Source organism: Colwellia sp. MB3u-8 (assembly GCF_014076985.1).
GTDB lineage: Bacteria > Pseudomonadota > Gammaproteobacteria > Enterobacterales > Alteromonadaceae > Cognaticolwellia.
Window position 1 is genome coordinate 124945 of record NZ_JACGVA010000072.1, and the last position, 24371, is coordinate 149315.

General features: G+C 39.5%; 17 protein-coding genes and 1 riboswitch. Of the genes, 8 read left to right on the forward strand and 9 right to left on the reverse strand.

The window, feature by feature from the left end; translation table 11 throughout:
• Positions 1 to 44 precede the first annotated feature (44 nt).
• Positions 45 to 812, reverse strand: a complete 768-nt coding sequence (locus H4J54_RS16470; RefSeq protein ID WP_182192085.1) for a hypothetical protein — start codon at positions 810 to 812, stop codon at positions 45 to 47.
• A 186-nt stretch (positions 813 to 998) separates the two neighbouring features.
• Entirely contained in the window at positions 999 to 2663 is a 1665-nt protein-coding gene (gene asnB / locus H4J54_RS16475) for an asparagine synthase B (protein ID WP_182192086.1), read from the reverse strand.
• A gap of 333 nt (positions 2664 to 2996) precedes the next feature.
• On the opposite strand from asnB, the gene H4J54_RS16480 reads away from it, so the two are divergent.
• Entirely contained in the window at positions 2997 to 4187 is a 1191-nt protein-coding gene (locus H4J54_RS16480) for a hypothetical protein (RefSeq protein ID WP_182192087.1), read from the forward strand.
• Positions 4188 to 4359: 172 nt separating this feature from the next.
• On the opposite strand, the gene H4J54_RS16485 is transcribed toward H4J54_RS16480, so the two are convergent.
• Complete coding sequence (locus H4J54_RS16485) at positions 4360 to 6012, reverse strand: LysM peptidoglycan-binding domain-containing protein (protein WP_182192088.1); 1653 nt, start codon at positions 6010 to 6012, stop codon at positions 4360 to 4362.
• A gap of 79 nt (positions 6013 to 6091) precedes the next feature.
• Positions 6092 to 6901, reverse strand: coding sequence for a hydroxyacylglutathione hydrolase (gene gloB, locus H4J54_RS16490; protein WP_259367001.1), 810 nt, complete (start codon positions 6899 to 6901; stop codon positions 6092 to 6094).
• 60 nt (positions 6902 to 6961) lie between these two features.
• Here gloB and H4J54_RS16495 point away from each other — a divergent pair, with 60 nt between their 5' ends.
• The gene (locus H4J54_RS16495) at positions 6962 to 7723 is read left to right on the forward strand and encodes a class I SAM-dependent methyltransferase (protein ID WP_182192089.1); all 762 of its coding nucleotides are present in this window, start codon (positions 6962 to 6964) and stop codon (positions 7721 to 7723) included.
• A 53-nt stretch (positions 7724 to 7776) separates the two neighbouring features.
• Positions 7777 to 8535 (forward strand): Nif3-like dinuclear metal center hexameric protein, encoded by a 759-nt coding sequence (locus H4J54_RS16500; RefSeq protein ID WP_182192090.1) that lies wholly within the window; start codon positions 7777 to 7779, stop codon positions 8533 to 8535.
• Between the two features lie 187 nt (positions 8536 to 8722).
• Here the strand turns inward: H4J54_RS16500 and H4J54_RS16505 are convergent, their stop codons facing one another.
• Complete coding sequence (locus H4J54_RS16505) at positions 8723 to 9475, reverse strand: ElyC/SanA/YdcF family protein (RefSeq protein ID WP_182192091.1); 753 nt, start codon at positions 9473 to 9475, stop codon at positions 8723 to 8725.
• Positions 9476 to 9737: 262 nt separating this feature from the next.
• A riboswitch (Lysine riboswitch) is annotated at positions 9738 to 9930 on the forward strand.
• Between the two features lie 261 nt (positions 9931 to 10191).
• Here H4J54_RS16505 and lysC point away from each other — a divergent pair.
• Positions 10192 to 11568: a lysine-sensitive aspartokinase 3 gene (gene lysC, locus H4J54_RS16510; protein WP_182192092.1), complete on the forward strand. Its 1377-nt coding sequence runs from the start codon at positions 10192 to 10194 to the stop codon at positions 11566 to 11568.
• Positions 11569 to 11724: 156 nt separating this feature from the next.
• Here the strand turns inward: lysC and queC are convergent, their stop codons facing one another.
• Positions 11725 to 12381: a 7-cyano-7-deazaguanine synthase QueC gene (gene queC / locus H4J54_RS16515; RefSeq protein WP_182192093.1), complete on the reverse strand. Its 657-nt coding sequence runs from the start codon at positions 12379 to 12381 to the stop codon at positions 11725 to 11727.
• A 67-nt stretch (positions 12382 to 12448) separates the two neighbouring features.
• On the opposite strand from queC, the gene queE reads away from it, so the two are divergent.
• Entirely contained in the window at positions 12449 to 13123 is a 675-nt protein-coding gene (gene queE / locus H4J54_RS16520; protein ID WP_182192094.1) for a 7-carboxy-7-deazaguanine synthase QueE, read from the forward strand.
• A 176-nt stretch (positions 13124 to 13299) separates the two neighbouring features.
• On the opposite strand, the gene pdsS is transcribed toward queE, so the two are convergent.
• Both pdsS and pdsR read right to left on the reverse strand, forming a co-directional pair.
• Entirely contained in the window at positions 13300 to 15531 is a 2232-nt protein-coding gene (gene pdsS / locus H4J54_RS16525) for a proteobacterial dedicated sortase system histidine kinase (protein ID WP_259367002.1), read from the reverse strand.
• Positions 15532 to 15537: 6 nt separating this feature from the next.
• Positions 15538 to 16251, reverse strand: a complete 714-nt coding sequence (pdsR, locus tag H4J54_RS16530; RefSeq protein WP_182192095.1) for a proteobacterial dedicated sortase system response regulator — start codon at positions 16249 to 16251, stop codon at positions 15538 to 15540.
• A 267-nt stretch (positions 16252 to 16518) separates the two neighbouring features.
• Between pdsR and pdsO the strand changes: the two genes are divergently transcribed.
• Complete coding sequence (gene pdsO / locus H4J54_RS16535) at positions 16519 to 17364, forward strand: sortase-associated OmpA-like protein PdsO (RefSeq protein ID WP_182192096.1); 846 nt, start codon at positions 16519 to 16521, stop codon at positions 17362 to 17364.
• A 298-nt stretch (positions 17365 to 17662) separates the two neighbouring features.
• Here the strand turns inward: pdsO and H4J54_RS16540 are convergent, their stop codons facing one another.
• Complete coding sequence (locus H4J54_RS16540; protein WP_182192097.1) at positions 17663 to 18088, reverse strand: hypothetical protein; 426 nt, start codon at positions 18086 to 18088, stop codon at positions 17663 to 17665.
• A 679-nt stretch (positions 18089 to 18767) separates the two neighbouring features.
• Here H4J54_RS16540 and H4J54_RS16545 point away from each other — a divergent pair.
• Together H4J54_RS16545 and H4J54_RS16550 are read left to right on the forward strand one after the other, a co-directional pair.
• The gene (locus H4J54_RS16545) at positions 18768 to 20537 is read left to right on the forward strand and encodes a BamA/TamA family outer membrane protein (protein ID WP_310650103.1); all 1770 of its coding nucleotides are present in this window, start codon (positions 18768 to 18770) and stop codon (positions 20535 to 20537) included.
• The gene (locus H4J54_RS16550; RefSeq protein ID WP_182192099.1) at positions 20534 to 24343 is read left to right on the forward strand and encodes a translocation/assembly module TamB domain-containing protein; all 3810 of its coding nucleotides are present in this window, start codon (positions 20534 to 20536) and stop codon (positions 24341 to 24343) included. The genes H4J54_RS16545 and H4J54_RS16550 overlap by 4 nt, the downstream gene beginning before the upstream one ends.
• The last annotated feature ends 28 nt before the right edge of the window (positions 24344 to 24371 follow it).

Sequence of the window (24371 nt, forward strand, 5' to 3'; positions counted from 1 at the left end):
TGATAACCTTTTTTGTGATTTAATGCCCACTTATATAGGGTGAGTTAAATTGCGGGGGCAGACTTGCTCGCTAATATAGCCTCTAAACGTTCCATTCGCTCTACGAGTAATTGCAGACTAGTATCAAACTGATTGATACTAGTCGCGGTAAACATTTGCTGCTTATCACGACTTTTTGCATTGGCATCTAAGGTATTGAGCTGTGTGGATAATTTTTTAAATTGCTCTTTTAAGCTGCTGGCAGTAACCATTTGTTCAGAAACAGCATTAATTGAAAACTCGGTGGTGGTAATTTTATCTTTTAAATCATTAAGTGCGTTATTTTGCTGGCTAACTGAACGGATGTATTTATCTTGCTGTTGAGCCATGTTGATACTTTTTGAATTTAAGGCTTTAATTTCTTCTTGATTTCTCCGCCAAGCTGAAGCCCAGAGTTTATCCATTTCAGATAATAATAACTCTGTTTTTTCACTAATCGCTTCTAACTTAACCTTTAAAGCAATGGTTGACTCACCCATTTCTTCACCGGTAGCTGAGAGTTGATTCTCTAGCTGTTGAATTCGCGCAGAGCTCGACGCTAACGTATTGTTTACACTCACTTGCTGTTGATAAAAATACCAGCCAGTACCCGCTAGAGCAAAATAAGGTATTAATATTAATAATGTTTGCGCTGCAGTTAATGCTTTGGATGTATTAGTTGCAGAGTTCACTTGCTCTGACTTGTGTGTTTTAGCTACAGGTTCACGAGCCATCTTAACTTGATCTTGATCGATACTAATCGTTGGGATTTCAGGTTCTACACGGTTTGACAAGATAGCTTCCTACTAACAATGGCTGTAATACCCATTGGATTAATGAATTAATTTATTTGGCCATATACTAAGTTTAGAGTATAAGTTGAGAGTAACTGTATAATATTTAGCAAATATTGTACAAAAAAACCGACTTTAATAGTCGGTTTTTAATTTTAGGCTTAAAAAATTTTTAGTTAGCTAAGACTAATAACTATCATTATGCACACTTTGCACAGCACGTCCTGAAGGATCGGCCATGTTAGCGAAACTTTCGTCCCAAGCTAACGCTTCTGGTGTACTACAAGCGACTGATTTTCCGCCAGGTACACAATCTGCTGCTGATGCTAGTGGAAAGTTTTCTTCGAAAATACCACGATAAAAATAAGCTTCTTTAGTATCGGGTGTATTCACGGGGAACTTAAATTCTGCGCTCGCTAGTTGCTGGTCGCTAACTTGTGCTTCAACATGTTGCTTTAGACCATCAATCCAAGAATAACCCACACCATCAGAAAATTGCTCTTTTTGACGCCATAAGATCTCTTTTGGCAAGTAACCTTCAAAAGATGAGCGTAAAATAGCTTTTTCCATCTTGCCATTACCGCACATTTTATCTTCTGGATTAATGCGCATGGCAACATCCATAAAGTTTTTATCTAAGAAGGGTACGCGTGCTTCAATGCCCCACGCTGACATAGACTTATTAGCACGTAGACAATCAAACATGTGTAATTTATCAAGCTTGCGCAACAATTCGTTATGAAACTCTTCCGCATTTGGCGCTTTGTGGAAATATAAATAACCACCAAATATTTCATCAGCACCTTCACCAGAAAGTACCATTTTAATGCCCATGGCTTTTATTTTTCTCGCCATTAAATACATAGGTGTAGAAGCACGAATCGTGGTTACATCATAAGTTTCTAAGTGATAGATCACTTCTTTAAGTGCGTCGATACCTTCTTGTTCGGTAAATATAATACTATGGTGTATTGTACCTATGCTCTCAGCAACGGTTTTAGCGGCAATTAAATCTGGCGAGCCAGCTAAGCCGCAGGCAAAAGAGTGCACTTTAGGCCACCATGCTTCAGACAAATCATTTTCTTCGATACGTCTAGCGGCAAATTTTTGCGTAATGGCAGAAATTAATGATGAGTCTAAACCGCCAGAAAGTAATACGCCGTAAGGTACGTCAGTCATCAAATGGCTTTTAACTGATTCTTCTAATGCTTCGCGTATTTTTTCTTTACTGGTGTTGTTATCTTTTATCGCTGAATATTTTTGCCAGTTGCGTTGGTAATATTTTTCAACTTTACCCACTCTGCTATCTAAAATATGGCCGGGAGGAAACTCTGCTACCGTTTTACAAATGGGCATTAACGCTTTCATTTCTGAGGCAACATAGAAGTTACCTTCAGCGTCATAACCGGTATAAAGTGGAATAATACCCATGTGATCACGGGCAATTAGATAGCTATTGTCTTGCTCGTTATATAGACAAAAGGCAAACATACCTTGGAGCTTATCGACAAAGTCAGTGCCAAATTTTTCAAACATTGGAATGATAATTTCACAATCCGAAGCGGTTTGAAAATCATAGTCAGGCGTATGTTGGTTAGCTAATGCTTTATGATTATAAATCTCACCATTGACAGCTAAAACTTTTGATTTATCACTGTTATATAATGGTTGAGCACCATGTTCAGTGTCAACAATTGACAGGCGTTCATGCACTAAAATTGCGTGGTCATTGTTGTAGATACCAGACCAATCTGGACCACGATGACGAAGTAAGCGAGAATATTCTAAAGCTTTTGGACGAAGTGCGTCTGCACCCGTTTTAATATCTAATATACAAAATATCGAACACATTGAAGTGCTACCCCTTTATATTTATTAATGACAAATTGTGTGGTGAATGCGCTCTAAAGTTTACTCAAGCGTATTATGCGATATTATCTCTAGATAAACATGATAGTGTTTACAGAAACTTATCGCTCAGCAATGTTGCTGTTGTGTGACACCTTACAGTATTTGATAAAAAATCAATAGTATTTTTACTCTAATGACACAATAAGGTGTAAAAGCAGATTTTGGTGTAACATTAATCGCTCGTGTTAGAAAAGTAGATACATTAATATATCAATGATAAGTATAGAAAAATTCGCCGTTTGATTTTAATTTCAATCATAAGTAAGAGCAAAAATGTTAAAAACTGTAAATAAAATAACCCTAAAGATCTTTGTTGTCGCCATCTCGCTTGGCCTAAGTTTATCTATTAGTAGTCAAGAAATTAACTACCTTGCTTTAACGGTTGAAGAATTACGTCTTGATAACGCATTTAAAGCAATGCCAGATGTTTCAGCAAGATTAAGCGCACGAGCTGAGAAATTTGCGAGTCAACTAAACCGAGCAACTAGCTATACTGTGCTAAAACAATTAACTATTCGACACGGTACAGGGCTATGGTTAGAGGCGAAAAAGTCATTTAACCAATTGAACGACTATGATGATCGGCCGTTATATTGGGCGCGCTTACAAATGAGCAAAGCGTTACGCTCTACCAAAGCATTTGCGACATTGTTTCCTAATCAACAACGTAATCTGCTATGGACACTAGAGTTATTATCTCGGGGTCAACTGGATGTGAAATTTGATAAAAAAGCAGATAAAAAAATTCTACTGACAGGTTTTGATCCCTTTTTTTTAGATAGACATATCGACCAAAGTAATCCATCAGGCGTTGTTGCACTGTCTTTGGATGATTTAGTGGTCAGTATTGATGGGCAAAGTGCGGAAATTGAAGTGTTAATTGTACCAGTACGTTTTGCAGATTTTGACCAAGGCATGATAGAAGAATTACTAGCGCCTTATATTCAAGGTAAATCGGTTGATATGGTCTTAACGGTAAGCATGGGCAGAGAAAACTTTGATTTAGAGCGTTACCCGGCGTTAAGACGCAGCGCTAACGCGCCTGATAACCTTAATATACTCACCGGTGCGACAAAAAATAAGCCTTTAATACCCAAGCTTAAAACAGCCGCTTTACAAGGGCCTGAATTTGTCGAATTTAGCTTACCTATATTGGCAATGTTAAAGGGTTCAGGTAAATATCAAGTTAACGACAATCGCACCATATCGACTTTATTAGGTGGTACATTTAAGGGCCAATCACTGGCAGATATTGTTAAGCAAACTTCGGTTAGCGGCTCAGGTGGTGGTTACCTTTCTAATGAAATATCTTATCGTAGTATCTTATTACGTGACCAATATTATTCAAATTTACCGGTTGGTCACATCCATACCCCGAAAATTAAAGCCTTTAATCAACAAGCATTGATGGATATTGTTAAGCAAACGAAAAACATTATTACTCAAGGTGTTGCTGGTTTATAATCGCTTAGTTAAAAAACGTTAATATTATAAAGGCGTTAATATGATCAACGTCTGATGCTTTCTTCCAACACAAAAAAAACGCTAACTCAGTTAGCGTTTTTTAATTTTTCCCTTAGCAACTATCAGCTTACGACTAAATTTATCATTGATAATATGACCAATAATTAATCTGTTAAATATTATTAGTCACATCTACCGACAGCTTTAACATTTGTCCTGGTTGTAAATATTTATTACGCTTAAGGCTATTCCAACGTTCAATATCTTGTATCTTCACGTTAAACTTGTCGGCGATACGGGCAAAAGAGTCACCTTTGCGCACACGATAATGAATGTTACGCATTATCGCTTGTTCGTTTGGTGTCATAGCATCTAAAGCCAGTGTTTTAACCGCTGTTTTTTGCCAAATAACGAGTTTTTGTCCAGGTTTAATGGTGTCTCTTGGCGCCATAGCATTCCATTTTGCGAGACTGCGAGTTGAAACACGATAGGCGCGGCTGATATCCCACATGGTATCACCAGATTTCACTATATGAATGCGCTTTTCACCGGCCAGTACTTTATCTTGTGTTTTTACTAAACGTTGATTTTGTGAGAGTAAATAACTGTCTAATGAGGCGGTAGCAACAGGAATTAATAAAAATTTCCCCGCTCTGATCTGATTGCCTTTAATGTTATTAACTTGTCTTATTAACGCTATTTCAGTATTAAATTTTTGTGCTATTTCACCTAGGTTGTCACCGTTTTTAATTTTATAGCGTTGCCAAGCTAGACGTTCTTTTGCGCTCAATTTGGCAAGGCCTTGCTTAAAGTTTTCTATTTTGTGGTTGGGCAACAATAAATAATGTGGGCCGTCAGGGTCGGTTGCCCAACGATTAAAACCTGGATTGAGTCGCTGCAATTCTGTTAAGGTCAAGTCAGCTAATTGCGCTGCTTTGGCTAAATCAAGCTGTGAACCAATATCGACTTGACTGATCACCGAGCTATTATCAATTACGTGCAGTTTAATTTTAAATTCTTCGCTACGTTTTACAATGTCAGCTAACGCTAATAATTTAGGTACATAAGCACGAGTTTCTTTTGGTAAATCTAAAGACCAAAAATCTGTAGGTAGGTTTTTCTTTTTATTTTTTCTAACGGCACGTCTTACTCGTCCCTCACCTGAGTTGTAAGCGGCGAGCGCTAGCATCCAATCACCATCAAAAAACTTGTTTAAGTATGTTAAATAATTAATAGCACCTTGAGTTGAGGCAACTATGTCACGTCGTCCGTCAAACCACCAATTTTGTTTCATGCCAAAGCGTTTACCTGTGCCGGGAATAAATTGCCACATACCTGATGCACGACCATGTGAGTAAGCAAAAGGGTCAAAAGCGCTTTCAACTATGGGTAATAAGGCAATTTCAATGGGTATATCGTTCGCTTCTAATGCTTCAACGATGTAATGCAAAAATGGCTCGGCGCGCTTAGCTACGCGGTTTAGGTATTCAGGGTGCTTAATAAACCAATTTCGTTGGCTAACAACACGAGGATCCTCGGGTATCGAAAATTCAAGTTTGCTGCGAATTCGTTGCCAAACATCATTTGACAAATAGCTTTCTTTTATGTCATTGCCCAGATCTATATCACCATCGGCAATGGGATGAATAACGTCAATAGCTTCATCAACCAGCAGCGCTTGATTGATCTCTGCCGATGAGGCCACATCGATAAGTACTTGAATATCAGTATTAGTTTCAAGGTTATTTGATTGATTTTGGTTTGAAATTGATTGGCAACCGGACAATAGCAGTACGGTTGCGATAGATAGAGTTATATTCTTCATGCAAGGTCTATTTAAATTTACTAGCCGCCAGTGTCACTTATTTAGGGTGGTTATTCAAGATTTGCGCAATAAAAACGCCTTAAAAATTGTCTTTCCATGCACGGATAATGGTAAAGGTTTGTAATTTATCATTAACCTTGTCACCACTGAACTCAGCCGCGCTTGTCATCAAGCTAGACTCGTTACAGCGTAGAAACGGATTGATTTTCTTTTCAAGCATGATTGATGTCGGGATAGTGGCAATGTCTTGTTCGCGCTTTTGTAGTACTTGATTATAATAATCTACCAACTCGGTATTATCGGGTTCAACACTTAGGGCAAAATTAAGGTTAGCTTGAGTATATTCATGAGCACAATAGACCTGAGTGTGCTCAGGTAAAGCGCTTAGCTTTTCTAATGAGCCAAGCATTTGGCTCGGCGTGCCTTCGAAAAGGCGACCACAGCCACCTGAAAACAAAGTATCACCACAAAATAAATTGTCTTGTGATAAATAAGCTATATGGCCACGGGTATGACCTGGAAGATCTATGATATCAAATTCAAGGTCTAAATCAGTTAGCTCCACCTTAGCGCTTTCGCTCAGTGCGACATCACAATGTGGAATGTTTTCACTTTCAGGGCCGTAAATGGTTAATGGCCATTGCTTGCTTTTACAATAATCAACGAGTTTTTTAATACCACCCACATGATCAGCGTGATGGTGAGTGATCAATATACTCGACAGTTGCAATTTTTGTTGTTCAATAAATTCGATACAAACATTAGCGTCACCTGGGTCAACTAAGGCCATGTTGTGACTTAAGTTCGACGAAATAGCCCAGATATAATTATCTGAAAAGGCCTTTATCATGGAAACTTTCATATTAGTGCTGCTTTGGGTTTGCTGCATGTGTGGCTCCTGAGTATACTGAAGATATGATTATACTTACTTTTTCGACAGTTTAATATAATGAAGCCAGCACTCGCGTTTAGGCACCCTGATTATCCAAAATCTTGGCAAAACTTACCTAATGGTGACTTGATAGTTACCAATATTAATCAAGCGCTAGCCCCTTGGTGGCCGAAGTTTTTTGGCTATCATATGCTAAAAATTGGCGCTTTAAGTGGTGAAATATCGAGTGTAGATAGCCCGATTAAGCATCAATTAACCTTAACAAACCCGCTGGGAAATGGTGATGTTATTGCTGATATTGATGATTTACCGTTACAAAAGCACAGTGTTGATGTCTGCGTATTAGCGCATGCTTTGGAGTTTTCTTTAGACCCTCATCATGTGGTGCGTGAAGCCAACCGGGTATTAATTCCTAATGGCTATTTAGTGATCACTGGATTTAATCCTTTTAGTTTAGTGGGTCTTAATCAATTTATTCCTTATAGGCGCAAGCAAACGCCTTGGAATGAAAGATTATTTTCACCTATGCGAGTGAAAGATTGGCTGCACTTAATGGGATTTGAGATCCAACTAGATAAACGGTTTTTGCATTCGTTATTGTCTGGGCAACCCAGTCAGGGGGTTTTTTGCCACTATTGGCATAATATAGCGGCACGTTATTTTCCAAGTCTAGGCTCTGTTTATGTCATTGTGGCGAAAAAGCGCGTATTACCTTTAACGCCGATCAAACCTAAATGGCAACTCAGGCCACACTTTGAACCCGTCAAGGTGCCAACGATGAATTCATCAAGAAAAACAAGTAAAAAATCCAATCAGTAATGGTAAAGCAGTACTAAATATAATAACTCAATATTTAAGGTCAGAATTAATTAATGCAACTTCATGAATTCGAAAGCTATTTAAACAACTTATTAAAGCCTGAACAAATTAAAGACTTTTGTCCAAATGGTCTACAAATTCAGGGGCGAGACAAGATCAGTAAGGTCATCACGGGTGTTACCGCTACACAAGCGTTAATCGAACAAGCGATTGCTGAAAAAGCCGATGCGTTAGTCGTACACCATGGCTTTTTTTGGAAGAATGAAAGTTATGTCATCCGCGGTATGAAACATAAACGCATTAAGGCTTTACTGGCAAATGACATCAGTTTATTTGCCTATCATTTACCCTTAGATATTCACCCAAGCTTAGGTAATAACGCACAATTAGCGACATTATTTTCAATCAATAATGTCGCGCCATTGGAAGAGGGTAACGCCTTGAGTGTTGCTGTACGTGGAGACTTTACGAGTGAACTTAGCCCACAAGCACTTGAGCAACGCATTAATGAAAAGCTCAACCGAACTTGCTTGCACATAGCTCCGCCATCAAATAAAGCGATTAAAACCGTTGCTTGGTGCAGCGGTGGTGGGCAAGGCTATATTGAGTTAGCGGCTGAACACGGCATAGATGCTTTTATCAGTGGTGAAGTCTCTGAGCAAACCACTCATGTTGCGCGCGAGATGGATATTCATTTTTATTGCGCTGGCCACCATGCCACCGAGCGTTATGGCGCTAAAGCATTAGCTGAACATTTTAATCAGCATTTGCCATTAGAGGCTAAGTTTATTGATATTGATAACCCAGCCTAAGCGGCAGATTATTAATACCAATATAGCGCAAACATATAGCACCAATATAGTACCAAGACCAATACTGCTGTTTATGCAGGATTGTACTTGGTGCTGAACTAGCCTTATGTAACTGTGTTACTACACAAGGCTTGCTGGTCATTAAATCGTGCAGTGTAAATTGCTGCTGTTTTGAGTTGGTTAGCGGTTAGCGTTTAAACCATTGCACAATACGCCCGAGTGTTTCGTACCAAACCGTAGTGGTTTGTTGTAATGTTTTAGCATTAGGTACGTAATAAGACCATGAAGTAAGCCCATTGCTTTTAACCCATGGGCTTGCCGGTGCAGGTATTGCATTGACGCCGTAGCCTTGGAAATAGGCCATGGCTCTGGGTAAATGATTGGCACTAGTGACGAGTACGACATTTTTATTTAACACGCGTGGTGCAATAAGTTGTGCTTCTTCTTCGGTATCTTGAGGGAAATTTTCAGTCAATATTTTATTTTTTGGCACACCTAATAATATCGCTGCTTGCTTAACTTTTTCTGCGTTTGAACTGACATCGCCATCGGCAAAACCTGAGGTGATTATTTGTGCTTCGGGGTGCATGCGGTAGATACGAACAGCCTCAACTAACCTTTCTAATGAACTAGACTTTAACTCACTGGTCGCAGGCAAACCCTGAACGCTGGTGTGAACACCACCCAAAATAATAATATAATCAACCGGCTTATTGCTGCGGGTAAATGCGGGATAATTATCTTCTAATGCCGCCATGATGTTATCGGATAAAGGTGGAAAGGTACTCAAAAATAATAAAGTGGTTGCGGTAAATAGCGCCCAAAAACTCAATTTTGGTTTTAAACGATAAAAAATAATAGCGATAATTAACAGTAAGATAATAATGCTCAGTGGCATAATCATTAAGCTAATTATTTTTTTTAGTAAAAATAGATCCATGTTACTCAGTCCAAAATAGGCTATAAAAATAGGGTAATAAGTTTTCAAGATGCTAAAGCATAACAATTATAAGACCTTGAAGCAGTGGCTAATTGTGACAAACTATTTCATTTGGACGTCTAAAAGTCTGTTGATATTTACTTTTAGATAGGGTCTAATGACTGCGCTGAAAATTAGAATTTTTACTCCACTTTTATAATGCCCTTATCTATCAAGTATGATGATGTTATTAATTAAGTAGTACAGAAATAGAAAAATTTTTCGCACCAGAAGAGGCGCAATTGCTAGGTAGGTAACATGAGGACCCATTCCTTTGACTGTTACTGAGGGGGACAATTGCCGAGAATATTGATATGGGGGCATATCATGTTCGGTCGCTAGGGCTGAATCCTTAGGGCTGTCACCGCTAGAAAAACAGCAGTTTTTTTAGCATAGGGTGGAGAGCTTCTGGCTGAATAGTACCGCCTGAATAACGGGTTTTTAACCTAATTCGCTCTACGCTCAGTCATGCTCTTCCTGTTAGTTATTTGCCTGTTATATTTGCTATGTTTAATGAAGTACCTTTAGTAATGCAGGCGTTTAGGAAGAATTTTTATGTTAATATCCCATCTTACCAGCCTTAATCGCACTAGTGTTGGCACATTGTTATCTAAATATACATCTCGCGATAGACTCGAATGTTCAAGCATTCAATCTCAAACTCATGGAGAATCTGCATGTCTGTAATCATAGATCATACCAATACTGAAAATATTACCGTTGCAAAGTTTGGCGGCACCAGTGTTGCTGATTTTCATGCGATGTTACGCTGCGCGGATATTATTAAAAATAATAGCACTAACCGTTTAGTGGTGGTATCAGCTAGTGCTGGTGTTACTAATCACTTAGTACGTTTAAGCCAAGCAGACGTTTCGATAAGCGAACAACAACAAATTATTACCCATATTGCTGATATTCAATTTGCCATAACCCAACATTTTGATAACCATCAAGCTATTGATCAAGAAATATCAGGCTTATTAAATGCGTTACGTACTTGTGCTGAGCAACAAGCAAAACAATACAGCACAAAAACCAGTGATGAAATCCTGAGTTTTGGTGAACAATTCAGTTCACGAATTTTTGCACAAGTGTTACAACTCGTCGATGTGAATGGTCATTATTTTGATGTTCGCCAAGTCATGAAAACTGATAGTTTATATGGTAAAGCGCAAGTTGATTTAACCGAATTAGCGGTTAATACTAAAGCACTACTTTATCCCTTACTTAATGAGCAAGTTATTGTTACACAAGGTTTTATCGGCTGTGACCCGCAGGGTAATACGACCACCTTAGGTCGCGGTGGCTCTGATTACAGCGCAGCGTTGTTAGCTGAAGCTGTTCAAGCCAGTAATTTAAGCATTTGGACTGACGTGGTCGGTATTTTTACCACCGACCCACGGATAACAGATCAAGCACGTTCGATTAATGAAATTAGTTTTGGTGAAGCGGCCGAAATGGCAACCTTTGGCGCGAAAATTCTACATCCTGCGACACTTATTCCAGCTATGCGGCAAGATATTCCTGTTTTTGTTGGTTCAAGTAAAGAACCTAATGCAGGTGGCACCAAAATACAACGCCAAGTTGACTCTAATCCTACCTATCGTTCCATTGCGCTGCGACGCGAACAAACCTTAGTGACAGTAAAAAGTCCACAAATGCTGCATGCCAGTGGCTTCCTAGCGAAAGTTTTTACCGTATTAGCCAAACATCAATTAAGTGTTGATTTAATTACCACCAGTGAAATTAGTGTCGCGCTAACCTTTGACAATCCTTATGGCTCAACACAAGCCTTGTTAACTCAAGCCGTGGTAGAAGAGTTAGAACAACTTTGTGAAGTCAGTGTTGAGCATGGTTTGAGTTTAATTGCGGTGATCGGTAATAAAATTCATGGCACTAAAGGGGTTGGCAGCAGTATTTTTGATAAGATAAATGATTTTAATATTCGCATGATTTGTCATGGCGCAAGCAATCATAATCTGTGTTTTCTTGTGCCAGAAGCAGATGCTAACCAAGTGGTTGAGCGTTTACATAGTACTTTGTTTATCGACTAAGCTTGATGTCAGTAGACAAAATTATGGTTTAAAGCATAAAACAGTCATGATTAAAAAGACATTATTTATCAAAATAAGCACTAAAAAATAGCGCTTTAAAAGGGACATTTCATTGTCCCTTTTTGCATTTAATTTGACTGGTCTTTATAAATAAGCTTATTCGTATGCTAAAGGGTCGGTCACCTTATTGTCAGCAAAGGCTTCTAGGCGCTCTTGACATGCGCCGCATTTACCGCAGGCTTGTTCTCGGCCATTATAACAAGTCCAAGTGTCATCGTAACGCAAACCCATCTTTAAACCATCAGTTAATATCTCGGATTTACTGTTCGCTAAGTAAGGACTGAAAATTTCAACCGCTTGATAATTCGCAATTTGACAAACCTCATTCATTTTCATGACAAATTCAGGTCGACAATCAGGATAAATAGCATGATCACCCGAATGAGCGCCATAATATACTTGCGCTGCTTCTACTGAGACCGCATAACCCACAGCTAACGACAGTAAAATCATATTACGATTAGGTACAACCGTTGACTTCATACTTTCGGCTTCGTAATGACCTTCAGGAATATCGATATCATCGGTCAAAGACGATCCCGCTAATAACTGATTAATTGATGAAATATCAATAACCTTATGAGCAACCCCCAGTTGCTGACAAACTTTACTGGCACAGGCAATTTCTTTCACGTGTTTTTGGCCATAATCAAAGGTTAAGGCATAGACTTCTTTGCCGTCTTTTAAAGCGCGGTGCAGTACAGTGAATGAATCCATGCCACCAGAAAAAATTACTACGACTTTACTACTCATATTTACAGATCTCTTGGGGTATAATAAACTTGCGCATTCTACTAGAAATTATCTAAGCATTAAAGAAATGACCACACGTTATAAAATAAATGAATTGTTTGAAACTCTACAAGGCGAAGGCTCATTTACTGGCCAACCGTCAATTTTCCTTCGTTTACAGGGTTGTCCTGTCGGTTGTTCTTGGTGTGATACTAAACATACCTGGGACATTCATCCTGAGTTAGAAATCACCAGTAAGCAACTGTTAAGTAAGGTAGAAGAGACTGAACAATGGTCAAATTTATCCTTAGATGATATTGCTGAAATCTTTAATAAGCAGGGCTTTAACGCTAAACATATTGTTATTACCGGTGGCGAACCTTGCATGGAAGATTTAACCGCCTTGTGTTTATATTTTGAAGCACAAGGTTATAGCTGTCAGGTAGAAACCTCAGGCACCTTTGAAATTAGAGTCTCTGAGCAATGCTGGGTTACTGTGTCACCCAAAGTGAATATGCGTGGCGGTTACAAAATTTTAGCCAGCGCGATGCAAAGAGCAAATGAAATTAAACATCCGGTGGCCACTGAGCAACATATTGATGACCTAAAAGCCTTATTAGCCACGCATCAAGTAGAAAAAAAGCAGATTTATTTACAACCTATTAGCCAAAAAAAACGTGCCACCGAGCTTGCTATTGCCGCTTGTATTAAAAATAACTGGCGCTTATCGGTGCAAGTACACAAATACATTGGTATTGAATAGTATTTTGTCATAGTGGTAATAGCAAATGCTGCACTGCGCTAGCTTGTCATGATCCAAACTTACTGCAATGCTGGAAGGGCAATGCTAGAAGTGCAATCATTAGAGGTGCAGCAATGCAAGATACAAGGTTAAGTGTAATTTTCATAGCCAACACAGCCTAGCTTAAGCCATTAACATTATTTTGTTAATGGTAAGGTAATAATAACCTCAACGCCGAGCTGATTTTGCTGGTTTACGGCTTTTATTGTGCCGTGATGAAATTGACAAATCAAGCGCGCAATATACAAACCTAAGCCTAAATGAGGCTGTTCATTATTGTGTTTTTTCCTTATCGATACCATAGAGTCAAACAGTTGTTCACTCATTTGTTCAGGCAATAGCTCACCGTTATTGCGGATGGTTAACGTCAGCTGTTGATTATTACGTGCGACGCTGGCGATAATTTTATTATCGTCAGAAAACTCTACGGCATTGGCAATCACTTTATCTAATAACTGCGCTATATGTTCTGGTGAACCTAAAAGCGGATGCTTGCCTGGTGTTATATCATTAAATGAAAAATCAATATCAGGGTAGATCAAGCGATAACCTTGCATACAACCGTTAAATACCTGAGCTAAGTCAAAGGCAATTTTGTCGGTGTTTTGTAACATTTGCTCTATTCGGGTCGCTTCATTCATATTGGTTAAAATTAAGCTTAAGCGCTCAATGCCATGTTGAGCGCGCACTAAATAGGGGTTTTCAAGCGCGGGTGCTTGCATTTTATCATTATTATCTCGTGTTGTTGCCCTGATACTTTGTTGCTGCATGGCTAAGGTTTCTAACGAGGTTCGCACCACGGCAATAGGCGTGCGCAATTCGTGTGATAAACGTGACGACATATTTTCTAAATAGTGATTATATTGACTTAGGCGATTAACCGCAGTCGAGAAACTACGCGACAAATCACCAATTTCGTCATTGGTATTTGAGGTATCAACATTGCCACTAATACGACCATGTTCGTCAATCGCCATTTCTGCTTGATTACTTAAGGTTCTGATGCGATTTGATATCCGCGAAGCAAACAAAAAGAAGGCCAACGCGCCTAATAACATAATGGCCAGAATAGAACTAAAAAGCTTTTCAAGTGCCTGATTTCTTAAGGTGCGAATGCCATTAGTGGTTTCTTCAACAATCACTGCACCTTTTACCTGTTTATTAATAAATATTGGGTAAGCGGCTGACAATACCACCGCTTGTTGATCTGTACTTAAACGCCACTGCGACATAGGCTGACCCGTTAAAGCACTTTCGATATGTTTGCCTGTCAGGTTTTCTGAGTCATAAAGTTGGTCGATAAAATTACTGGGCGGTTGCGTCAGTATTCTTTCATATAAGGGTTTCAGTAGATTGTTTTCAATGCTATGCCAAGCCGTTAATATAAAATTATCATCAGTATTATCAAGGCGTTCATTGTTAATGTTAACGCGCTTATTCCAGACACCGCTGGCTTTTTTTATATTACCTGTGGTGGCTAATACCCTATGATGTTGGTCAACCACCCAAATGCTAGAATTGGTATAACTCATGCCTTTAACAATGCGCTCAATTTCAGGTGAGGGTACTAAAATAGTGCCTAATGTCTCGGCAGAGCTCGGATCTGCTGAGCCCAGCGACGCTTGAATGCTACCTAAGGGGCTATCAACATCGTGCACCGCAAAAGCAATATTGTCGTTAAACTCAGTTAATGGCACGCGTACTTCAACGTTATAACCTTGTGCGGTATTTCGCCAATGTCCTTGAATTTGTCTAGCAGGCACAGGAATATCGGCTTCAATATCGGTAATACGATAAGCATCTATCCAGCCAGTGGTTTTATTGCTGATAATAAAGCGACTGAAAACACCTTGTGGATTAATAAAAGCAAGCTCTAAGTGGTCATTATTAATAATGCTGCGGGCATTGCTGTCACGATATATAACCTTGTCGTCAATCACCCCAAAGTATAAATACAAATACTGACCATAAGTGCCAACTGCCGCGGTAAAATTTATTGATAATTGCTCAGGCGTTAGTTGGCTATAAAGTTGGTTATTTTGCTGATAAAAATGCGCTTTGTTGGCAAAGTCGGGCCAGTCTTGATTTAAACCGTCGAGTTGAATGGGCGCGGATAAACCGTAACTATATAGGTCTTTGCCTTTTTCAACGCTAGGTAAAAAGCTGGCTTGATTATTAAACAAGTTTGCCCGCTCATGCATGGCGGTAGCAAGTGCTCTGGCTGTGCCTATAATGGTTTGTTCTTGACCATAGCGGAGGTATTTTTCCATTTCCCAAACATATTGATAACCAAACCATGGAATGGTAAATAGAAAGCTCGATAATAAGAGCAGTTTACTTCTTAAGCCAAAGCGCCATTTCATTGTCATTTTAGTTTAGTTACCTGAATTTTCTTTGGCGCTTTGGTTCCAGCGATAACCCATGCCATAAACCGTTTCAATACAATTAAAGTCGCTATCGATATGGCTGAATTTTTTACGCATGCGCTTGATATGCGAAGTAATGGTTGAGTCATCAACATAGATGTTTGAGTCCTGCATTAACTGGCTACGGTTTTTCACATGGCCGGGATGCTTAGCTAATGCGTATAACATCCAAAACTCGGTAATGGTTAAATCTACATTGTGCTCTTGCCATTGAATGCTCATGCGCTGACTATCTACGGTTAATGGCCCGATAGTGAGCATATAATCTGCTTGTTGTGGCTTGCCTAAGGCGTCTTGGCGACGAAATAGCGCGGCAATTCGGGCAGACAAGTGCGGTAAGCTAATATCTTTGGTGAGATAATCATCAGCGCCAATACGCAAGCCAGATACGGTATCAACATCACTATCACGCGCGGTTAAAAAAACAATCGGTAAGGTGGTCGACTTTGACCGTAACCATTGGCATAACTCAAAGCCAGCATCATATTCATGTTCAAGGCCAATATCCAAAATGGCTAAATTAGGTAAGCGTAGATTAAACGCTTGCATAGCGCTGGCCTTATTAGCGTAGGTTTGTACTTGGTAACCTTGTAGGCGCAATACATCAGCATAGTTTTCTCTAATGGCGGCATCATCTTCAACAATAGCAATCCGTTTCGACATGATTGTTGTTTATCCTTTATCTCGTTGTGCGTAAATATCTGCATAAAAACCTAGCTTAATAATATCGAATAAACGCCATCGATGCTGCTAATTGTTGACATTGCCATAATGTTGCCACATTTGCTCACTGAATTGCCATATTTGCGCCCTTTAGTCGTCGTTTTTCTACGCTTTAATAACACCATCAAAAACAAGCAAGCTAATTAAGTGTTTAGTTAGCAAGTATCCATCGACTATTTATCACCGACACTATTAATGAGAGACACCATGATGACAAGACAAGTAACCACAGCAAATAACCCAAGTGTAAGCAAAAATTCTCGAGCCAACACATTGATTAATGTTGCTTTAATATCGGCCTTAACGGTCAGCCCCGTCTTTGCGACTTCATATGAAAAAACAGCGCAAGACAAAATAGAGCAAGAGAGTTCAGCACAATTGAAGGAAGAAATTGGCTTCGGCACAGGCATGGTTATTGGTGCTATTTTAGGCGGACCTATTGGCGCCTTTATCACTGGGGTAGCCGGTAATATGATTGCAAAAAACATCAATGCCACGGATGAAATTGAAAGCTTGTCAATCGCTTACAGCGCAGAGAAACAGAATAATGAAGTATCGTTAGCTCGCTACCAACGACAAATTGAGCAAGCAGAGCAAAGCTATCAAATAGAGTTGTTAGCGCTAGAGCAAAACTATCAAGCGGCGAGTAACCTACAAGCACAAAACTTATTAATGAGTTTACAGTTCTCTACCGGTTCAAGTGAAATTAAGTCACATTATCAAGCGCAGATAGAAAGTTTAGCGCGCATTGTTCAACAGTCACCTAATTTAACCTTAGATCTTTCTGGCTACACCGATAAACAAGGCAGTGATGCGCTAAACCAAGCCCTTTCATTGGCACGTATTCATGCGGTTAAAAATGCACTGATTGACCAGGGCGTAAAGGCTGATCGCATTAGCTTATTTGCTTTTGGTGAACAGCAATCTGTGGTGGCATCGGCAAATAAAGAGGTGAGCTTTTATGATCGTCGTGTGGTTATCAAGTTAAAAAACACCGCGTTAGCCAATGATACCGCTAAGCAAGAAAACTCACAAACGGCCCAAAACTTTTAACACTGCGCATTTTAACACTGTGCACGTTAACCTGGTATAGAAGGCAATCTAAGCTAAAAAAATCGAGTCTAAAAATAACTAAACTGGGTGTAAAAACGACAGTTAAGCCATTTATCTGTTAACTGTTTCAATAAGAATCAGCCAAAAGCCAAGGTATTCTGCCTTGGCTTTTGGTTTTAAGCTTTAACTTAACCTTGACTCTGTAAAGTGAGCAGATAAGACGCTATTAGGCATACTTTACTTAGCACACTTTACTCGATATTTATTAAGTATTTATTAGGCGCTTATTAACCATAGACTACTTGCCTAAAGTAAACTTAGTATCAGCATCTCGAAGTAAATATAGCGCGGCACAAGCAGCTAACATAGGCCATGCGGCGAAGAATAATAAATTATTAAAAGCATCAATATACTGCGCGTAAGCTGATAATGTTGAACCCGCATGCATCAGAAAAATCAAACCGTAACTGAGGCGCTTTTTAATGCCAAATAAAAACGCGAAAACCAATATTAATTGTAGTGCACCTAAACCATAAGCCATGATGTCATTCAAGCCGCTGATCTTATAAAAATGTTCAAAAATTTTAATACTATGTGCTGGATTAACAAATTTGTCTAGCGTCCAAATAAACATCACAATAAACACACCTACCCGTAAAAACAGTAATGACCATGGCAAGTTGCTTTGTAAGTTTTTGTTGGCTAGTGAGTCAGCTGTCGACATATAAATTCCTCAAATTAAATAAAAGTGTTGATAACAAGGTTAAAGACCGAGTAATCAAGCTTAAATTTCAACCTTATGCTTTTTAAATTACCTAGAGGTATTTGAATAGCGACTAGAATATTAAGCGATAGCAGTATGCCTAAAACGCTTTGTCCTAGGCTCGACGATAGCATGGAGTTGTCTTGCCATCGCTTTATCACAATGGCAGTGCTACTGAGACTAATTGAGGCTGTCGAAAAAGCCTCAAGATAAACCTTAACAATAATATAAAGAAAATGGCGCCAACCGCTTGTGGTAACAATGGAGCCATATGCATAACTAGTATCCTTTTCAATCATCGGGTTTATAGTCAATTAATAAGCTTGCAAATAAAGCTACGCGTTATAAATATTGCATAAAGCAGGGTAAAAATAAGGTTAAAAATCCAATCAATTAAGTCTTGGTTAATGCATTCATTAATATCTTAGTTGATGTCTTGGTTTAACCCTTAATTTAAGCCTCAGTTGAAGTCTTAATTAAAGCATGAGTTTAAACTCATTTAATTTACCATCGCGATGTCTTTGGATGATTTAGGGTAAATAATATTTATTTAATGATCTCCTGCCACAAAGTCGTCATAATTATTATGCTGATGTTTGATTTTTATCAGTCAATCAACCATGGAAGAATATTGAAAAAAGTGAATTTCTCTTACCGTAATCGACTACTCTATACATTAATGGCTGTTTTAATGTTAGCAAATGCTTTGACAGTGCAATCAGCAGAGCCTAGTGATAATGTCGGTACCCATCTCAATATTATGGGTGTTGAAAGCGCATTAAAAAACAATATCTTACGTAATCTGAGCAGTAACGAAAATACCATTCCATTGTCACTGCTAGGGTTTCCACCATCAGACAATTATATTTTGACTAAAGCGCGCAGCGCGTTGCAGGCATTGGGCTATTATCAGCCTATTTTAACCTTGGCTGACGATGAACAAGGCAAAATACTCACCATTGATTTACAGGCTCCTGTGCGTTGGCACAACACCAATATTGTGCTCAACTGTGAGAATGAAATTGAGGGAATCTCCCAACTTATTGCTAAACATCCCTTTACCCAAGGAAAAATTATTAACCATGGCGATTACAGTCAGTTCAAAGCCTCGTTGCAACGCGAAGCACAAGAGTTAGGTTTATTAAACGCCAGTTTTTCATCTAGTGTGTTAAACGTTGATGTGGCTCAGTTTCAAGCCAAGGTGCATTGGGTGTTCAACTGTGGCGCTCGCTATAGCATTAACAAGGTGACGATTGAGGGCACAGTGCTATCCCATGATTTAATCAATCGTTATTCAACCATTCGCTCTGGTGATACTTATAGTCAACTCGACATTATTGCCAGTCAGCAGGCCTTAAATCGCTCTGGTTTTTTTAAATCAGTGCTGGTTGAACAGTCAGTTGACCATCTGACAAAAACGGTCGATGTTAGCCTTTCCATATTGGATACTGACAAATATGAACTTAAAACTTTGTTAGGCTATGGCACTGACAGTGGCGGAAAATTAGGGGTAAGCTGGAGAAATCGACGAGTAAACAGTAGCGCTCATCAATATATTGCCGCCATAGATTTTAATAAAGTTAAGCTCGATATTGCCGATATACACGCAACGTTTCAATACCAAATACCCTTAGATAAAGCCAACAGTCAATGGATAAACCTCGTCAGTTATCAGATTAAAAATGAGGAAATAGGTCGCAGTAAAATTTTCACCTTAGAGTCTGTTCTTGCCAATAAAATCAATGCAAATTGGTCTAGTCAATGGTCAATTGCCATGGCACAAGAGCTGTTAGAATCAAATGCTAATGTGAATCATAGCCTGCAATATATTGTCCCTTCATGGCAACTCAATTATTACAGTGTTACCGATCCCTTCTCCGCTATAGCAGGTTGGCGTTGGCAAAGTATATTTCGTTTTAGTGGTGAGCAAGTTAGCGATCCCGATATAAAATTTTTACAAACTGATCAAAAAGTAAAACGTATTTGGTCACTCAATAATAACTGGCGATTATTGTTACGTGCACGTTTGGGCACTACGTGGATGGATACCGATGATTTTAATCGCTCTATGCCGTCAAACTATCGATTTTTTGCCGGCGGTGATGTTTCAGTAAGAGGTTATAAACATCAAAGTTTGTCGCCTGTGGAGAACAAGGTTTCACTGGGTGGTAAGCATGTTGTATCGTCAAGCCTTGAGTTGGATTATTTATTTAATGACGACTTTCGTTGGGCGGTATTTACCGACCAAGGCAATGCCTTTAATGATTGGCGGGATTGGAAAATATATAAATCAATCGGCACTGGGCTAAGGTGGGTAACACCGATTGGCGCTATTCGACTCGATATTGCTAAAGCACTTGATGGTAATAAAGGCTGGCGTTTTCATATCACCATAGGGCCAGACTTATGAGTTATTTCAAAAAGAAAGCGCTGTTAAAGTGGCTTAGCCTAGCGGCTACTGGGCTGACGGTTATTGCGCTGTTAATGCTCTCCTGGCTTTACACGACAGAATCAGGGTTGCAGTGGTTAGCTGCGCGCATTGCCCAATTTCAACCACATGAGCTACGTTTAGGTAAAATCAGTGGCACATTAAATACTCGCATAAAGCTAGCAGAGCTTGATTGGCAACAAGAGGGCAGTAAAGTACAGGTGACTGGGTTATCGCTTGACTGCCAATGGCTGCACTTGATTGACCGTTTGCTGTCGTGCGATAGCATTGCTTTAACTAGCTTAACGGTAGCGAGTGTCAACGATGAAAAAACCGCCTCTTCGCTAGAGGCTTTACCCAAGCTAACTAAAGTGACATTGCCTATTGCGCTCAAGGTCAAGCAAGTGACTATCGCTAGCATTAGCTATCAGGCAATGGCCGCTAAAATAACCCCAGACAAAAACAGTGACCCAGCAACAAGCATACCTTCACAAAGAGCCCATTCAGCAAACACAGCTTCAGCAAATACACCTTCAGCTAAGACAGGGTATAATGTTAGCGGCTTAGTATTAAAAAAATTAGCCTTCGCGCGTAGCAAAGCAAGCGTTGGAGCGTTAAAGCTTACCTTTGCCGAACACAAGATAGCGGTATCTGGTGTTCTTGACATGCGAAAAAAGTGGCCGCATCAGCTAGCGGTTGAGGTGCTGGGGGCCAAACTTTCGGTCAGTGTGAAATCTAAAGGCAATATCACTGATTCATCACAATTAACTTTACAGTTGCAATCGCCTAATCAAATGTTAGTGACTAGCGATTGGTTTTATAACCAAGGCTTATTTTTAAAGCGAGGCATATTAATAGCTGATAAACAGCAAGTTGAGTTGGCCAGTCAAGCTATTGCACTCGAAAAAATAAAAGCAAACTTTGAGCTCAGTTGGCCAAAGTTGAGCGCTAATTTACAAACACAGACAAGCTGGCAAGACTTTAAAGACATACAGTTAACCATTAATACCGAGCTAGCTAATGTCGTAGATTGGCGTGCGAGTTCAGCTGTCTCTTTGTTATTAAAAAATGAGCTTAATGCCGCGCAAATCGCCACATCCTTGCGCCAAGCACTGCCCGATACGATTGACCAAAGCACCCCTGCGATAAAGCAATCATGGCCAGTGCTAGTGAGCCTTGATTTGGCCATTAAACAAGGTGTTGCTACGGTTAAAAGTAACAAGTTAACCTTGGGTAAGTTAACGGCCGCAATACAAGGTGAGTTTAATCTTGACAATCCAAGCACTGAAAACTTTTCGTTAAAAGGTCAGCTTAATGGTCGCTCGTTAGCATTAAACAATGTCTTTGAGTTGGCTGATGTCAATGCAAGTTGGCAGGTAGAACAAAAGCAATCTCAATGGCTTATCTCTAGCCAAGGCAAGATAGGTAAACTTGCGCTGGCAAACTTTGACGGTAAAAACATTCATTGGGCGTTAGATTTTAGCGAAGACTGGCGGGGCGATGTTAAGGCCGACGCACTTAATATTAATGAGTTTACCCTTGAGCAACCTTCATTGAAAATCTCTGGTTTACCCGCTGATCATAAAATGTTCATTAGCGCTATATTAGCTCAAAAAACCGCGGTTAAATTAAGCTTTGATGGTCAATTACTGCAAAAAGAAGCAAAAACGTTCAGCATCAGTAATGATTTATCAAAGGCACTATGGCAGATCAGCCACCTTGACTTTAAGGCCGAAAACCAACAACAAACACTGGTTTTAACCACAGAGCAATTACAATTAAGTGCCGAAAATCAACGAATAAAAAATCTATGCCTTAGCGGTAGCGGAACACTGTGTATCAATGTCGATAAGCAAGCAGAGCAGTGGTCAGCTAATTTAACTTTCGAACAATGGTCAATGTCACCGATTTTCCAGCAGGTTAAGCATTGGCAGTCCACATTACTCGCTCAGCCATCAAAATACCCGCAGGAAGTTCAAGGTAGGGTGACAGGTCAGTTAGCGTTATCAGGTAAAGGTCAGCAATTGGCAGAAATTTCGGCCAATTTAACGATACCAAGTTTTAAATGGCAGTCATCTGACGTGCAAATACAGGGACAAGGACTGACGGTACTTAGCCAGCAGCAGCAAAATGCTATCGCAATAACCACGCAATGGCAGACAATAAACACCCAGTTACAATTAGCCGAGTGGCCAGCTGAAATTTCGATGCCTACAGGTCAGATGTTGTTGTCGATTACGCCTGACTTTACCGTCGATTTTGACTTAGCACAAACTGATATTACCTTGAGCACTCCAGATGAAAGCAGCCCAACTGACGCACAGCTATCAAAGCATTTATTAACGGTAGCGCTTGTAAAGCTGCAGGGTAAATGGCAAAAAGATAAAATATCTACTGGTTTAAACATACAATTATCTGGCGAAGATGAAATAACGGCCCAGTTTAACAGTGACTGGCCGCTGGTTGATTCAGCTCGCCTTAATGGCGACTTGTCAGTTAATTTACAGCAATTTGAATGGCTTAAGCAGTGGCAAAAACGTATCGATAAAATCGAAGCTAGTCTAGTGCAAAACTTTACCTTGGCAGGCACTTGGCGTGAGCCAATATTTACCGGCGAGGGTTCGCTTGGCATTGAACATTTAGTTATTGATGAATATGGCTTAGATATTCGTAACAGCAAAGTAAAATTAAGTAGTCAACAAGACCGTATTACATTATTAGGCGAATTACAAAACCCGCAGGGAGCACTAACAATAGCAGGGCAAGCAAAACTATCAATGCCGATAAAAGCAAACCTCACGATTGAAGGACAACAAGTTACCTTGGTCAATAATAATGATAATAAATTAATTGTTTCACCCATGTTAAAGGCAAATTATCAAGATAAGCATTTAACTGTCGACGGTAACTTGATTGTTGACCAAGCTGATATCAAAATAGCGTCTTTACCAAAACCAGCCATTAGTGTTTCAGAAGACCAAGTTATTGTTGACGAAAAAATCCTAGCCGTAAAAGACTCAGCATTTGACTATAATATATCGCTAATGCTGTCAGCAGGAGACGACGTTAAAATCAGTGGTTTTGGTTTATCAAGCGAAATACAGGGTAATTTATCTTCATCACTTATTACCGGCCAACCTTTGACGCTTAATGGTCGCTTAGATTTAAAAGAGGGTAAATTTGAAGCCTACAAGCAAACATTAACTATTGAACAGGGGCAATTATTGTTTTTGGGTACGGCAGCGAACCCAAGCATTCAGTTTCGAGCGGTTCGTATAGTTGATGATATCAAGGTTGGGATTATTGCCGATGGCACAATACATACCCCTCGTTTAACTTTATTTTCAGAGCCAACAATGGCGGATGAAAATGTATTGTCATTATTGATCACCGGCCGAAATTTAGATTCTTTATCACAGCAAGAGGGCAATGCACTGACCAGTGCCGCCATCAGTTTAGGGGTAGAGAGTGCCAACAAATTAGTGCAAAAAATTGGTGAACAACTGGGCCTAAAAGATGTGGCTTTTACCAGTAAAAGTGGTAATAACGGTAATAGCACGCGTGTTGATATTGCCGCGAAAATTAATGACCGTTTAAATGTAGGGTACGGCACCAGTATTGACTCCGACAGTAGCGTTCAGGCAGGGTGGAATATTGAATACAAGCTATCGCCAAATATATCGTTTGAAGCGATTAGTGGCGATGAAATAAGTGCTAACATCAACTATAAAAAGCAGTTTTCATCCACTAAAGACAAAGACAAAGACAAAGACAAAGACGAAAATTAGTACCGGCAATTAAATTAAAAAGAAGGTG